Annotated in this window: 11 protein-coding genes; 8 read left to right on the forward strand and 3 right to left on the reverse strand. The window is 70.3% G+C overall.

Annotation, left to right across the window (positions count from 1 at the left end; genetic code table 11):
• Positions 1-181 precede the first annotated feature (181 nt).
• Complete coding sequence (locus B0I28_RS07410) at positions 182-2,164, forward strand: tetratricopeptide repeat protein (protein ID WP_106363141.1); 1,983 nt, start codon at positions 182-184, stop codon at positions 2,162-2,164.
• On the opposite strand, the gene B0I28_RS26840 is transcribed toward B0I28_RS07410, so the two are convergent.
• Positions 2,051-3,694 carry a hypothetical protein gene (locus B0I28_RS26840; protein ID WP_146148000.1) on the reverse strand — a complete coding sequence of 548 codons (1,644 nt, stop codon included), beginning with the start codon at positions 3,692-3,694 and terminating at the stop codon, positions 2,051-2,053. The genes B0I28_RS07410 and B0I28_RS26840 overlap by 114 nt on opposite strands.
• 334 nt (positions 3,695-4,028) lie before the next feature.
• Between B0I28_RS26840 and B0I28_RS07415 the strand changes: the two genes are divergently transcribed.
• Positions 4,029-4,487 carry a hypothetical protein gene (locus B0I28_RS07415; RefSeq protein WP_146148001.1) on the forward strand — a complete coding sequence of 153 codons (459 nt, stop codon included), beginning with the start codon at positions 4,029-4,031 and terminating at the stop codon, positions 4,485-4,487.
• Between the two features lies 1 nt (position 4,488).
• Positions 4,489-4,794, forward strand: coding sequence for a hypothetical protein (locus B0I28_RS07420; protein WP_106363143.1), 306 nt, complete (start codon positions 4,489-4,491; stop codon positions 4,792-4,794).
• Here the strand turns inward: B0I28_RS07420 and B0I28_RS07425 are convergent.
• Positions 4,751-5,221, reverse strand: a complete 471-nt coding sequence (locus B0I28_RS07425) for a GNAT family N-acetyltransferase (RefSeq protein WP_106363144.1) — start codon at positions 5,219-5,221, stop codon at positions 4,751-4,753. The two genes, B0I28_RS07420 and B0I28_RS07425, sit on opposite strands and share 44 nt — an antisense overlap.
• Positions 5,222-5,307: 86 nt before the next feature.
• Between B0I28_RS07425 and B0I28_RS07430 the strand changes: the two genes are divergently transcribed.
• Positions 5,308-6,987, forward strand: coding sequence for a metallophosphoesterase family protein (locus B0I28_RS07430; protein ID WP_106363145.1), 1,680 nt, complete (start codon positions 5,308-5,310; stop codon positions 6,985-6,987).
• 1 nt (position 6,988) lies between these two features.
• On the opposite strand, the gene B0I28_RS07435 is transcribed toward B0I28_RS07430, so the two are convergent.
• Positions 6,989-8,530, reverse strand: coding sequence for a peptide MFS transporter (locus B0I28_RS07435; RefSeq protein WP_106363146.1), 1,542 nt, complete (start codon positions 8,528-8,530; stop codon positions 6,989-6,991).
• Positions 8,531-8,718: 188 nt separating this feature from the next.
• On the opposite strand from B0I28_RS07435, the gene B0I28_RS07440 reads away from it, so the two are divergent.
• The 4 genes from B0I28_RS07440 (at position 8,719) to B0I28_RS07455 (ending at position 13,941) form a co-directional block, all read left to right on the forward strand.
• A complete protein-coding gene (locus B0I28_RS07440) occupies positions 8,719-9,672 on the forward strand; it encodes a hypothetical protein (RefSeq protein WP_106363147.1) in 954 nt (317 codons plus the stop codon).
• Between the two features lie 234 nt (positions 9,673-9,906).
• A complete protein-coding gene (groL, locus tag B0I28_RS07445; protein ID WP_106363148.1) occupies positions 9,907-11,532 on the forward strand; it encodes a chaperonin GroEL in 1,626 nt (541 codons plus the stop codon).
• Between the two features lie 238 nt (positions 11,533-11,770).
• The gene (locus B0I28_RS07450; protein ID WP_146148003.1) at positions 11,771-13,669 is read left to right on the forward strand and encodes a right-handed parallel beta-helix repeat-containing protein; all 1,899 of its coding nucleotides are present in this window, start codon (positions 11,771-11,773) and stop codon (positions 13,667-13,669) included.
• Positions 13,670-13,740: 71 nt separating this feature from the next.
• Complete coding sequence (locus B0I28_RS07455) at positions 13,741-13,941, forward strand: hypothetical protein (protein WP_106363150.1); 201 nt, start codon at positions 13,741-13,743, stop codon at positions 13,939-13,941.
• Positions 13,942-14,171 lie beyond the last annotated feature (230 nt).

The raw sequence follows: 14,171 nt of genomic DNA on the forward strand, positions 1-14,171 counted from the left end.
CTTGATCGTGAATCATGTTTTCCCCACCAATCCCCGCTCCGAGACATGAGGAACCCCACCTTCGAACGACATATTGCGACCCACACCAGAGGCTGTCTTGGGCAGGCCTCAGGTTCGTCGTGTGTGACCATAGTGTCGCTGATGTGTCGGAATGCCTTGAACCGGAAGGAGGAGCACCCCCGTGGCAGACGAGTCGTACTTCCGCAACACCTTCCACTCTGAGATCACGAATCTCATCCAAGCTCATGTGATCCAGATGCGAGCCCCCGAACCGCCGAAGCCGATGGAGGTGCCCTCGCCTCCGCGGCACTGGGTCGATCGCGAAAAGCACCTGGAAGAAATCCGCCGCCATCTCACCGGCGACGACACATCACCGCTCGTGGTCCACGGCCCCGCGGGTTCAGGCAAATCCGCCCTCGCCGCCCGGATCGCCACCCAGATGACTGAGTTCTACCCCGACGGCCAGATCTACATCGATCTCGACGCCGACGACATGCTGTCGGCTACCCGGTCCGCACTGCTGCGCCTCGGAATCGCGAAAGACCAGCTCTCCGACTCGTTCGGGGGCCTGCTCGCCCACTTCCGGTCGGTGACTCGGGACAAGACGGTCCTAGTCGTCGTCGACGGAGCCGACAACGCCGCAGAGGGCTTGCATTTCCGGCCCGGCTCGGTCCTCTCCGGGCTGCTCGTGTTCGCCCTCAACGCCGCGCCCGACCCATCGGTGCGCCACATGGCCCTCGACGACCTTGGTATCGAGGACGCCGCGCGCCTGCTCCTGAAGCTGTCCGCCGACGGCGGGTCCGCCTCCCCCGAGCTCCCCTGGTCCGACCTCCTGCGCGAATACGGCACCCGCCCAAGCGCCATCCGCCGCCTGGCAGGTCTCATCCGGGCGCGAAAACTCACCGAGCGGGGCGACTACGGCGAGATCCTCACCGACCTTCTTGAGTTCCCCACCCGCGACCTCCTCGAATCGACCTACCGTACGCTGAGCGAATCGGCGGCCTGGCTATACCGGCTCCTCAGCGTGCTCCCCAGTGCCGAGTTCGAGAACTCGATCCTCAAGATCTTCGACTCGCAAGGCACGTCGAGCGCGAGCGCTTTCCAGGAACTCGTCAACGCGCAGCTCGTGACCACGTCCAGGCCGGGTTGGTATCTGGTGGAGCCCTCGATCAGCCGCGACGCGGCGAGGAGAGCACAGGGCACGATGCTCCCGGTCGAGCTGGTGTCGGCGATGCGCTCCAGTCTCAGGTGGTACCTCAAACGAGCGCAGTTGGCGGACCGGGCGGTCATGGGCGACCGCCTACGCCGGGCGCCCGTCCCAGAGGATGTCGAGTGCCCTGGGTTCGACGACGCCGCCGAGGCCCTGACATGGCTCCAGTCCAACCACACCTCGCTCGCGGCGGCCGTCGGCATGGCGGCATTCCACGGTTGGCACGACGAGGCATGGGGGCTCGCGGAGGCCATGTGGGCGCTCTACAACAATGTGGCGTACCCGGACGAGGCCCGACGGTGCTATCAGACCGCCGTCGAATCGACCAAGAAGCCGGTGGACCGCGCCAGGATGCTGCTCTTCCTCGGACGTGTGCAGCTCGATCTCGCCGAGTACGCGAGCGCTGAGGATTCGCTCCACTCCGCCCGGAACATCGCGCTGGCCGTGGGCGACCGCGAACTGGAGGGTTCGGCGGTGGAACTTCTCGGCAGGGCAAAACACTGGCAGGGTCATTACGACGAGGCGATCGCACTCTACGAGCAGGCGCTGTTCAATGCCCTGGAGGGAGGGCGAAGCCGCGCCGAGGGCATCCAGTTGATGTACCTCGGGAGGGCCCACCGTGACGCGGGGAGACCGGAGCGCGCAGTTGAGTACCTCGCCCAGGCCTTGGACGTGTTCGTGCGGATCGAAGACGGGCGGCACGTGCTGCTCGTCGAAACGGATCTCGCGGTGCTCAAGGCGGGGCTCGGGGTGCCTGGTGCCGAAGACGAAGCGGACGAGGCGATCATGTGGCTGCGCCGGGCGGGCCTGGCCCGGCACGAAGCCGAAGCCCAGGAGCGGCTAGCCGAGGGTTTCCACGGAGAGGATCGTCGGCGCCGGCTCGAAGCCGCGCTCGAAGTCTACGAACGCATCAGCACGGCAGAGGCGCGCCGCGTTCGCCGGTTGCTCGGCTAGCCAACTCGCGAGCGCAGATGCGATGATATCGGCGTTCCCACCCGGCTGAACCCGGATCAGCAGCCGCTGGCGAGTGAGCATCAGCAGCTCGCCCTCGCAGGTGCGGGCGCTGGCCAGATCCCAGTGGGGCCAGTCTTCATGCAGACCCACGAGCTCCTCGATCGCTTCGTCCCGGGGCAGCGGGTCGCTATGGTGCAGCAGTACGTTCGCACGGGTGCGAATGCGGTTGTCGTCGCAGTCCTCATGGCGCACGACCAGCAGGCCTTCGACGTCCTTGTGCGACTGGACCGGCCGTCGGGTGACCTGTGCGAACCCCCGCCCGAACTCGACCTTGACATCCCACGCCCACGTGGGGGCGCAGCGGTAGTGGAGCTCAGGCACCGGGAGCGTCGTCGGTCCCGGGAACTCTGGTGGCTGGATGCCGAGCAACTCGTACACCTTCGCGTGGATGATGCCGCTGGGGCTGCGGTCGTTCGCAAGGATGTCCCCGAAATCGAATCCCTGCCCTCGCGCGATCGCCTCGTGGAACTGCGGCGCGAAGGGCTTGTCCAGGTTGAGCCAGGAGGTCGCCCGGCCGAACCCGGCTAGTGCGCCGTCCGGCGGCATCTGATCATATCCGAACGCGGACAGCAGGACCGCCCTGCGGATGGCGGCCGCGTACTGCGTTACCGAGCCGCTGTCACCTACCACCAGGTCGGCTGCGATGATGGTTGCAGCCCAACCCTCCTCGATCGGCGGCATCAGAAGTCCGTTCCCCAGCCAGCGCCCAAGCTCTGCGGCGACCGAAGGGCCGGCGCCGTGCTCGATGTTCGGGTGCGGGATCACCGCGACCTTGAACTCGTCCATCGGCAGTGCATTGAGGAACATTGTCGCCAGGTTCATCCTGCCTTCCCCGGCGAGGGAGAGATCGCCCCACGTGGACGAGACGACGACAAGCCGCTCGTCGGTCTTGACGCCGAGCTTGCGGCGGTATTCTCGCCTAAGTGCGCGGCTTTCGCAGATGCGCTCGTACCGCAGGTCGCCGACCACCTCAGCGTTCGGAACCGCCTCGGGGCACCAGCGGCGGAGGTCTCTCCAAGCGGCCCGGCCAGCGAGCGGAAGCCACCGCACGACGTTCCCGTTCCAGACGAGCTGTTCACGGGCGAGGCCGTAGGGGCCGGTGAGGTCGGTGCGCAACCGATTGTTGCCGGCACCGTGGGTGATGAACATAGCCGGGACGCCCAGCTTGATGACTTCAGGCGTCGGGCTGGCGGAGACCACAAGTTCAGGGTGGTAGCTCTTCCCGACCTCGGTCCACTGGACGACGGTGGCTCTGCCGCCCAGTTCCAGCTTCCGAAGGAACCGGTGCGCCGCGATCTCGTGCTTGGGGTCGGATCCGGGGACGACGGCGAAGTCGAAGCGCAGTCGCGGGTCGCGCTCCAACAGCGGGAGCAGGTCGAAGTAGAGCCTGATCAGCGCCTGCGGATTCTTTCCGCAGAAGAGGACGCGGCGAAAATCGCGGTAGGTCGGATCAGATGGACTGATGCTCATGGGGACTGGGCACCGCCGGTTCATCAGATGAGCGGGTTGCACTGCGGCGCAGATATACCGAGACATAGCCCTGTGATCACAAGGTCTCCTCGCGAATTCAGTGCCCTTTCGACAATACCGGCGCGAGAGACTCCGGGCGACGGACACCTTGTGCGACTTCGGAACTGCCACCTGATCGGATGCATATCCGAGCTGCATCTGCAAGTATTTGAGGCATGGAATCCGAAGACCACAGAGGTCGGAGCGTTCAAGCAGCTCCTGGGTTCTGACCGTCACCATTCCCGCCTGCTCTTTTGAGGCGCGCGCATCGCACCGCCCGGGATAGCATCGGCTGATGGCGGGGTCCACAGTGCGGGCGGACGGCGGGGCGGTGGTGCCCGCGGTCGTCGCGGTGCTGCTCGGGCTCGCCACGGTCGTCGTCCTGTGGCGGCTGTACCGGAGCGGGACCAGGGGCGCGCCGCTCGCGCTCATGGGGATCGGGGCCGCGGCCGCGGTCGTCGGGGCCGCGCTGGTCGTCGCCGACCCGTTCGGGACCGCCGGGGCCATGACGGTGCTCGCCGTCGTCGGCGGGCCCGCGGTCTACCTCGTCGGGAACCTGCTCGCGGTGCGCGCGGACACCGGCCGCGTCTCGCGCTCCCGGATCGGCGCCCTCGCGGGCCTCGCGGTCGTCGCGCTCATCGGGGTCGTGCTGCCCGCGCTCGTGCTCGCGGCGCTCGCGTTCGCCGTGCTCCTGCTCCTCGCGCTCGGCGCCGCGGGCTGGTTCAAGCCGCCGTCGATCAACGTCCGGGACTGACGTGCGGTTCGCCCTCGCCCTCACTGCGCTGCTCCTCGCGGTCCTCGCCTACGGGATCGCCGCCGGAGTCGGCACCGTTGGGCCCCAAGGGGTCCCGGCCGTCGACTGCTTCCACGTCGACGCCACCGGCGACATCGGCACCTGCGCCGACGCCCCCGAACCGGCGCTCACCGGCCCCCTCGCCGCCGCGAACTGGGCGTGGTGGGGGCCGGCCGCGGCGCCCGTCGCGTTCGGGGCGGTCGTACTCGCCGTGTGGCAGCGGGTCAGGCGGTCGACAGCCGCATCGCGGGCTCCGCGGAGACCTTGAAGCCGATCTGCTCGTACATGCCGAGCCCCTTGTCCGTCGCGAGCAGCTCCACCGTTCCGACGCGGTTGTCGCGGAACCACTCCACGAGCGCGACCATGCACGCCCGGCTGTACCCGCGCCGCCGCCACTCCGCGTCGGTCACCACGTTGAACACCCACCCGTACAGGCCGGACGGGTTCCCCGGGGTCGGCAGCCGCTCGCTCACCGTCCCGACCGCGCAGGCCGCGAGCCGCCCCGACCCGTCGGGCGCGTCGACGACCACGGCGTGCAGCGTCGGGGAGGGCTCGGCGAGGCGGCGCGACAGGGCCTCGGCGGTCACGGCCCGCCACTGCGGGTCCGAGGTGTCGAACCACTCCGAGAGCAGGAGCGCCCGGAACCGGACGAGCTCCTCGATGTCGCCGGGGCCGGCGCTGCGCGTTGCGATCATGGCGCGAGTCTAGGCCGACACCGGGCGTCACCCGAAACGGTTTGCGCGGGTACCGTTGCGCCCCAGACCGTGCCATGATGGGACCTATGTCCCGCCGCCCCAAGGACCTCACCCCCGAGCAGCTCCGCTTCGTCCCCCAGAAGCCCGTGCGCTGGCTCTCGCCGCGCACGCTCATCGACACGAGCATGCGCTTCGGCCTCGCCCGCGTGTTCGGCGGTTACGTCGACAAGCGCGAGATCATCGGCAACCGCCCGCAGCCGGTCTACGACCACTCCGGCGCCGAGGAGCTGTGGATCGACTACGTCGCCGACATCGGCGACGGCTTCAACGCCACCTACTCGATCGCGTACCTCATGGCGCAGGACGAACTCGACGTCGGCGGCGAGCGGCTGCCGCGCGGCTCGGTGCTCGTCATGGGCGGCGACGAGGTGTACCCGGCGGGGGACTGGGTCGAGTACGAGCAGCGCATGAAGGGCCCGTACGAGGCCGCGAACCCGGGCTGTCCCGTTGCGCTGTACGCGATCCCGGGGAACCACGACTGGTTCGACGGCCTGACCGCGTTCGCGCGGCAGTTCACCGAGGGCCGCACGATCGGCGGGTACCGGACCTTCCAGAAGCGGTCCTACTACGCGCTGAACCTGCCGCACCGCTGGTGGCTGTTCGCGCTCGACGCGCAGTTCGACACCCACCTGGACCAGAACCAGATCGAGTACTTCCGGCGCGCGGCCGAGCAGATGCAGCCCGGCGACCAGGTGATCCTGTGCGTCGCGCAGCCGTCGTGGCTGTGGACGGCCGAGGACCCGCGCTCGTTCGACCGGATCGACCACTTCATCCGCGACGTCATCGCCGCGCGCGGCGGCCGCGTGCCCCTCATCCTCACCGGCGACCGCCACCACTACGCCCACTACTCCGAAGTAGACGGGGTGCGGCACCTCGTGGGCGCCGGGGGCGGCGGCGCGTACCTGTCGCCGACCCACACGCTCCCCGAGGAACTGACGGCCCCGCGCAAGTCGGTCCCCGAACCCGATGCGCCCGAACGGGAGTACCGGCTCACGCAGACGTACCCGTCGAAGGCGAAGTCGATGGGCTACGCGTTCGGGATCTTCGCGCGGCTGCCGTGGCTGAACAAGGGCTTCGTGGCGCTCATGGCGGTCGTCTCCCTCATCGCCACCGTGTCCATCCTGGAGGGAACCGGGACGACGGTCGCCGTCGCGGCCGTGCTCCTCGGCGCGGGCGTCGGCTTCGCGCACCCCGGCCAGGGCCGCCGCACGAGCAGGCACTACATACTCGGCGGCCTGCACGGCCTCGCGCAAGTAGCGCTGTCGTGGACGGGCGCGCAGATCATCAAGCAGTTCGACGACGTGTCACTGTGGACGTACCTGGTGTACCTGCCGCTCGCCGGGCTCGCCGGGACCTGGCTCGTGGGCCTCTACCTCGTGGTCGCGAACCGCCTGGGCGTCAACGCGAACGAGCTGTTCGCGGGCATGTCGGTGATCGACCAGAAGTGCTTCCTGCGCATCCGCGTCGACGCGAACGGCGCCACGGTCTACCCGATCGGCCTCGACCGGGTCGGCCGCCAGTGGGCCGCCGATCCCGAAGGGGGCGAGACGGACTCGTGGATCAAGCCGGTCACCCCGCTGAAGCCGCGGCTCATCGAGCCGGGCTTCGCCGCGTCCCACCCCGGCCCCAGCGCGGCGTCGCTGCCGCGGCAGAACCCGGTGCGGCGCTTCATGGCCCAGGCGGGGGAGTGGTTCTCCAGCCGCTGACCTACTGCGGCCGCGGCTCGGCCGGGGTCTCAAGGAGACCTGCGTCGGGCCCGTGCCCGCCGCGGCCCATGAGCCGGTGCAGCCCCGGGCTGAACACCGCCAGGATCACCGCGGTGAGGATCGCGAGGCCCGCGAGGATGTAGAAGAACGCCTGCTCGCCGACCTTCGGCACCAGGAACGCGTACGCCTGCCCGCCGAGCGGCGTGCCCACGGCCGGGCCGAGGAACCACACGCCCATCAACTGGCCCTTGAGGTTCGCGGGCGCCAGCTGCGTCGTCACCGACAGGCCCACCGGCGAGACGCACAGCTCGCCCCACGTCAGCAGCAGGTACACCACGACCATCCACCCGAGCGCGACGAGGATGCCCGAGTCGGCGCGGCCTTGCAGCCACCCCAGGAACACCCACGACAGGCCCGTCAGGCCCACGCCGAGCGCGAACTTGTACGCCGTGCCGAAGCCCGTCCCGGCCTTGAGCCAGATCGCGCCGAAGATCGGCGAGAAGATCAGGATGAAGATCGAGTTGAAGTTCTGCACCCCGCCCGCGGGCAGGTGGAAGCCCCACGAGTCGAGGTCCACGGAGTTCGCCGCGAACGCGGTGAGGATCGACCCCATCTGGAGGTACAGCATCCAGAACACGACCGACGCGATGAACAGGCCGACGTACGCGCGCAGGCCCGCCTTCTCCGCGGGCGTCACGTCCTTCGCCTCGCCGAAGATGTAGATGAAGTACCAGACCGCGGCCGCGATCGACAGGATCGTCACGACCGTGGGCACCGTCGAGAGCGTCAGCGTCCCGGTCGCCGCCCAGATCGCGATCGCCACCGCCGCGACCACGAGCGAGATCACGATGATCCGCACGACCTTGCCGCGCTCCTCGTCGGCGAGCGGCCGCGAGGGCCCGATGCCGGTGCCCGTCAGGCGCGACCAGCCGCGCACGTACCAGAGCAGGCCGAGCGCCATCCCGACCGCGGCGGCGCCGAAGCCGAGGTGCCAGCGGTCGTCCCCCGCGAGGTAGGGCGTGACGAGGATGCCGAGGAACCCGCCGAGGTTGATGCCCATGTAGAACACGGAGAAGCCCGAGTCGCGGCGCGCGTCGGTGTCGCCGTCGTAGAGGCGCCCGACCATGACGGAGATGTTCGGCTTCAGCAGGCCCGAGCCGAGCACGACCAGGAACAGGCCGAGGAACACCAGGGCCGGGCCGCTCACCGGGATCGCCATCGAGATGTGGCCGCACATGATGATGACGCCGCCGATGAGGACCGCGCGCCGCGCGCCCAGGATGCGGTCGGCGAGCCACCCGCCCGGCAGCGACGTCAGGTACACCGCGCCCGAGTACAGCGACGCGATCGGGACGGCGACCGTGTCGGACAGGCCCAGGCCGTTCTGGAGCACGGACGCGGTGAGGAACGTCAGCAGGATGCCCTGGAGCCCGTAGAAGCTGAACCGCTCCCACATCTCGGTGCCGAACAGGACCGCGAGGCCGCGCGGATGCCCGAAGAAGGTCTTCTCGCGGCCGGCGGCCGGGTACTCGCGATGGGACATCTCGGTCCTCCCGTGTCTCGGCGCTGCACTGCGCACTCTGGTACCCGGCGCGACCGGCGCCGACACCTGCCGACGCTAACCGCTCGCGGGCGCGCAGGCGGCGGGAACGGACGAAACGGGCGTCACCGAACGGATGCGGTGCGGTCATTTGTCTGATATGCACGGTTGCCTGGACTACGATCCGGCCTATGAGCGACGATCCTTACTGGAACCCCGGCCCGACCGACGAGCCGTCCGGCCGCTTCTCCGGCGGCGACCCGCTCGTCACCGACACGTTCGAGGGCTGGTGGCACGCCTCGCTCGACGTCGTCCAGCGCTCCTGGCGCTCGGTCGGCCTCATTCTTTTGATCGGCGTGGTCCTGCCGCGCTGGATCCTCGGCGCCTACAACAACAACGTGCGCACCCCCGACACGGACGTGGCCGTCACCGATTGGGGGACGTTCGTGCGCGAGTACTCGCCCGGCGTCCTCGCCGGGTTCATCGGCCTGGTCCTCGGCCTCGCGGTCCTGTACGTCTCGGGCTCGGCGGTCCTCGGCGCCGTGCGCACCGCCGCGGCGGAGGCCGCCGGGGGCTTCCTCTCCCTCGGGGAGGCGTTCTCGTTCGGGTTCAAGCGCGGCGGGAAGTTCTTCCTGTGGCTGCTGCTCGCCTGGGCCACCATCGTCGTCGGCCTGGTCCTGTGCGTCCTGCCCGGCCTGTGGGCGATCTTCGCGCTCAGCCTCATGGCCCCCGCGGCGGTCTTCGAGGCCCGCCGCAGCCCCTACGCGCGGTCGATCCAGCTGACGCACTCGGCGTTCTGGCCCGCGCTCGGGCGCCTGTGCATCGTGGTGCTCGTCGCGATCGCCGCGAACCTCCTCATCGCGATCATCGGCCTGCTCCTGGCGGGCGTGTGGCACGCGGTCTTCGCGGGCTGGCTCGCCGCGATCCTCACCGTCGTCACCGAGGCGGTCATGGCGCTGCTGCTCCTGGCCCCGATGATCTGGGTCCTGGCGGCGTCCCTGTGCACGTACGCGTGGCTGCGCGGCCGCACCGAGCCGCTCTCGGCCACGTCCCTGTCCGCGGAGGCCTCGGGCGCGGCGGCCCCCGGCGGCTACACCGGCCCCGGCGAGCCCGGCCACCCCGGATCGCCCTCGCCGACCCCGTAAGGATCGATGCCGTGCAGTGGACGCCGGGGCGCTCGCCCCGGCGTCCGCGCTTTCCACCACTGGTTCCGTGCCCCGGATTGGCACTCTCACGGCGAGAGTGCTACAACTGATTTGGCACTCGCCGCTGGGGAGTGCTAAACACGCGATGAGGTGGTCGGGTCCTCTGGGCCTACCGTCGCGGGTATGCCGCCTCACCGTCGACCGACGAACGTTATCCGAAAGGAAGCCATCCACATGGCGAAGATGATCGCATTCGACGAGGAGGCTCGCCGCGGGCTGGAGCGGGGCTTGAACACCCTCGCGGAGGCCGTCAAGGTGACCCTCGGCCCGAAGGGCCGCAACGTCGTGCTGGACAAGAAGTGGGGCGCCCCCACGATCACCAACGACGGCGTGTCCGTCGCCAAGGAGATCGAGCTGGAGGACCCCTACGAGAAGATCGGCGCCGAGCTCGTCAAGGAGGTCGCCAAGAAGACCGACGACGTCGCGGGCGACGGCACCACCACCGCCACCGTGCTCGCGCAGGCCCTCGTGAAGGAAGGCCTCCGCGCGGTCGCCGCCGGCGCCAACCCGATCGGCATCAAGAAGGGCATCGAGAAGGCCGTCGCGGCCGTCGTCGAGCACCTCCAGGCCAGCGCCAAGGAGGTCGACACCGAGGAGCAGATCGCGAACACCGCGTCCATCTCCGCGGGCGACGCCACCGTCGGCGCCATCATCGCCGAGGCGATGGAGAAGGTCGGCAAGGAAGGCGTCATCACCGTCGAGGAGTCGAACACCTTCGGCCTCGACCTCGAACTGACCGAGGGCATGCGCTTCGACAAGGGCTACCTGTCCGGTTACTTCGTGACCGACCAGGACCGCATGGAGGCCGTGCTCGAAGAGCCGTACATCCTCGTCGCGAACCAGAAGATCTCCGCGGTCAAGGACCTCCTGCCGACCCTGGAGAAGGTCACCCAGACCGGCAAGCCGCTCCTGATCATCGCCGAGGACGTGGACGGCGAGGCCCTCCCGACCCTGGTGGTCAACAAGATCCGCGGCATCTTCAAGTCGGCCGCCGTCAAGGCCCCCGGCTTCGGCGACCGCCGCAAGGCCATGCTCGGCGACATCGCCATCCTCACCGGCGGCCAGGTCATCTCCGAGGAGCTCGGCCTCAAGCTGGAGAACACCGACCTGTCCCTGCTGGGCCAGGCCCGCAAGGTCGTCATCACCAAGGACGACACCATCATCGTCGACGGCGGCGGCGACGAGGACGCGATCCAGGGCCGGATCAACCAGATCCGCGCCGAGATCGAGAACTCCGACTCCGACTACGACCGCGAGAAGCTCCAGGAGCGCCTCGCGCGCCTGGCCGGCGGCGTCGCCGTCATCAAGGTCGGCGCGGCCACCGAGGTCGAGCTGAAGGAGCGCAAGCACCGCGTCGAGGACGCCGTGCGCAACGCCAAGGCGGCCGTGGAAGAGGGCATCCTCCCCGGCGGCGGCACCGCGCTCGCCCAGGCCGACTCGGCGTTCGAGAAGGTCGAGGCCGAGGGCGACGAGGCCACCGGTGTGGAGATCGTCCGCCGCTCGCTCGGCGCGCCGCTCCGCGCGATCGCCGAGAACGCCGGCCTCGAAGGCGGCGTCGTGGTGGAGAAGGTCAAGGGCCTGCCTGCGGGCCACGGCCTCAACGCCGACTCCGGCGAGTACGTCGACATGCTCGCCGCGGGCATCCCCGACCCGGCCAAGGTGACCCGCTCGGCGCTCCAGAACGCCGCGTCGATCGCCGCGCTGTTCCTCACCACCGAGGCCGTCGTCGCCGACGCCCCGGAGAAGGAAGGCGCCGGCGCCGCCGGCGGCGGCATGGGCGACATGGGCGGCATGATGTAGCAAGCGGCCCTTCGGGACTGCCTGCTCAGGCCGACTGAGTACTGCAAGGGAGGACCCCTCACTGTAAAGTGAGTGGTTCTCCCTTTCTCTGTACTGGCCTCCAGTGCAGACGGCGCAGCCGCTGCGCAAGCGGCATACCGCCCCAACCACGGGCGGTATGCCGCGACGCCCGAAATGTTTGCGGCCCAGCCGATTCGCGGCTCTTCACACCGTGTGCGACGCGGGCTAACCTTTGCACGTGTCCCCCGCACCCCGCCCGCACCGCTCCGATCGGCGCCTCGCCGCGCTGGCGTTCATGACCGGCGTGCTCGCCGTGCTCGTCTTCACCTGCTACGTCGGCGGCACCGCCACCGAGTCGCGCCTCGCCGAGCCCGACCCGTTCCCCGCGGTCCCCGAGCCCGACGCGCCCGCCTACCGCGAGGACGGCCCCCTCCTCCTCGTGTGCACCGACGACGCCGAGGACTTCGCCGAGCGCAACGAAGGCGTCGCCTACAGCGAGCGCATCGCCAACGAGCGCCTCCAGGAGGACTGCCTCGCCGACGGCTACCGCGACCTGCCCGCCGCCATCGCCGCCGCGGAACCCGACGCGCGCATCCAGATCCTCCCCGGCCACTACACCGTCGACGCCACGATCGTCGTCGAGACCGCCGGCCTCCAGATCGAGGGCGTCGGCGACAGCCCCGACGACGTGCAGGTCTCCGCGCACTTCGCCGCCGACGCCGTCCTCACCGCACACGCCGCCTCCGGCCTCTACATCAAAGGCGTCGCCTTCGGCCAGGCCCGCGGCGCCGCCCTGCGGCTCACCGCCGTCGAAAGCGCGATGCTCGACGAGGTCGGCGCGTTCCAGAGCGACGGCGCAGGCCTCCACGTCGCCGACTCCTCCGGCGTCGAGGTCCGCGACTGCCGCGCCGAGGCCGCCGACACCGCCGGGGTCCTCATCGAGAACTCCAGCGCCCACGTCATCGGCTGCGAGGCCACCGGGAACGCCGCGGGGATCGAGATCCGCGGCACCGACACCACCGCCAGCGCCGTCGGGAACCGCCTGCACGGCAACACGACCGGGCTCGTCATCGCCGACTCCGGGCCCGCCGCCGAGATCGACGTCAGCGACAACGTCGTCTACGGCAACAACGCCGACCACTACAGCCTCCTCGGCACCGCCGCCTGCGAGGCCGATGCGGCGCAGCGCGACTGGACCGGCGGGGTCCTGTGCCCCGACCGCACCTACCCCGTCGGGGTCGGCGTCCTCGTCGCGAACGGCACCGGCACCGCCGTCGCCGAGAACCGGATCTGGAACCAGCAGACCGCGGGCGTCGCCGCCTGGGGCCGGCCGGGCCAGGAGGCGGGGCTCGGCGGGGACCGGAACACGTTCAGCGGCAACGTCTACGGCTTCCGCGAGGACGGCGCGAAGCACCGCAACCGCCTCGACGTGTGGTGGGACGGCACCGGCGCCGCCACCTGCTTCGACGAGTCCGGGACGCACCGCACCACCCCCTCGGTGCTCCCCGCCTGCGGCGGCGACGTCGCGCGCATCGCCGGAGACCCGCTGCGCACCTTGAAGGTGTGGGAGTGCGGGCTCGGGGACTCGGGTGACCTGTCGGCGACCTGCGACTGGCTCGGGGCGCGGTTCACCGACCGGCTCGAATTCCAGACGGCCGTGGCGTTCGCCGCGGTGCTGCTGTTCCTCGCGGGCGCGGGGTGGCTCGGCGCCGCGCGGTCGCCGAACCCGCCGCGGGCCGGGGCGATGACGTTCTCGGCCATCGCGACCGGCTGCGGGGCGCTGCTGTTCGTGCTCGCCGTCTGGTCGGGCCGCGCCGACTACGAGGCGCTCGCGGTGGCGCTGTGGGGCGGCGGGTGGCTGCTGGCGGGGCGGTCGTGGTTCCGGTCGGGGGTGCGGTTCCTCGGCGGGTTCACGGTGATCGTGGGCGGGATCGCGGTGCTCGACGCGATCGACCGCGGGGTGGTGACGCTCGCGCCGATGCCGGTGTCCCCGGCGTGGCTGTGGCTCGGACTCCTGCCCTTGTGGACGCTGTTCGCGCTCGGCGCGGCCTTCGGGCCCCGCCGCCGCGCGGAGGAGCCGGTGCAGGTCGAGCGCACCCCGGTGACCGCCCCGGTGAACGACCGCTGGGACTGGTGAGCGCCCCGACTGCTACAAACCCGAGCGGATTCACGGAACCGGCGCACCGCCCGATCGCGTACTGTTGCCCCATGACTTGGACCTGGAAGCTCGAAGACGCCGACGGCAACGCCATCGAAACCCCCGACAGCGACCTGGGCAGCCAGGGCGACGCGGAGTCGTGGCTGGGCGAGCGGTGGCGCGAGTTCGCCGACCAGGGGGCCGCGGTCGCGATCCTCGTCGAGGACGGCGCCACGGTCTACCGCATGGACCTCACCCCCGCCGAGGAGTAGCCCCCGGGCGGGCACGGGTCCAGGCGGAGCCCGCCAGCGGGAACGCGGCGGCCCTTCGTAGCCCCCCGGGCGGGCACGGGCCCAGGGCCCGCGCCCGCCGACCGCACCCCGTGCCGGGCGGCGACCCGGCGGCCGGGCCGGTCGGCCGCCGCACACCGCAGCCGTGCTCCGCTGTCGCACCCCGCTGGCACCTTTGAAGCCGGGGCGTCCGTGAACCGACACCCCCGACC

Origin of the sequence: Glycomyces artemisiae (assembly GCF_003002955.1) — a bacterium.
GTDB lineage: Bacteria > Actinomycetota > Actinomycetes > Mycobacteriales > Micromonosporaceae > Glycomyces > Glycomyces artemisiae.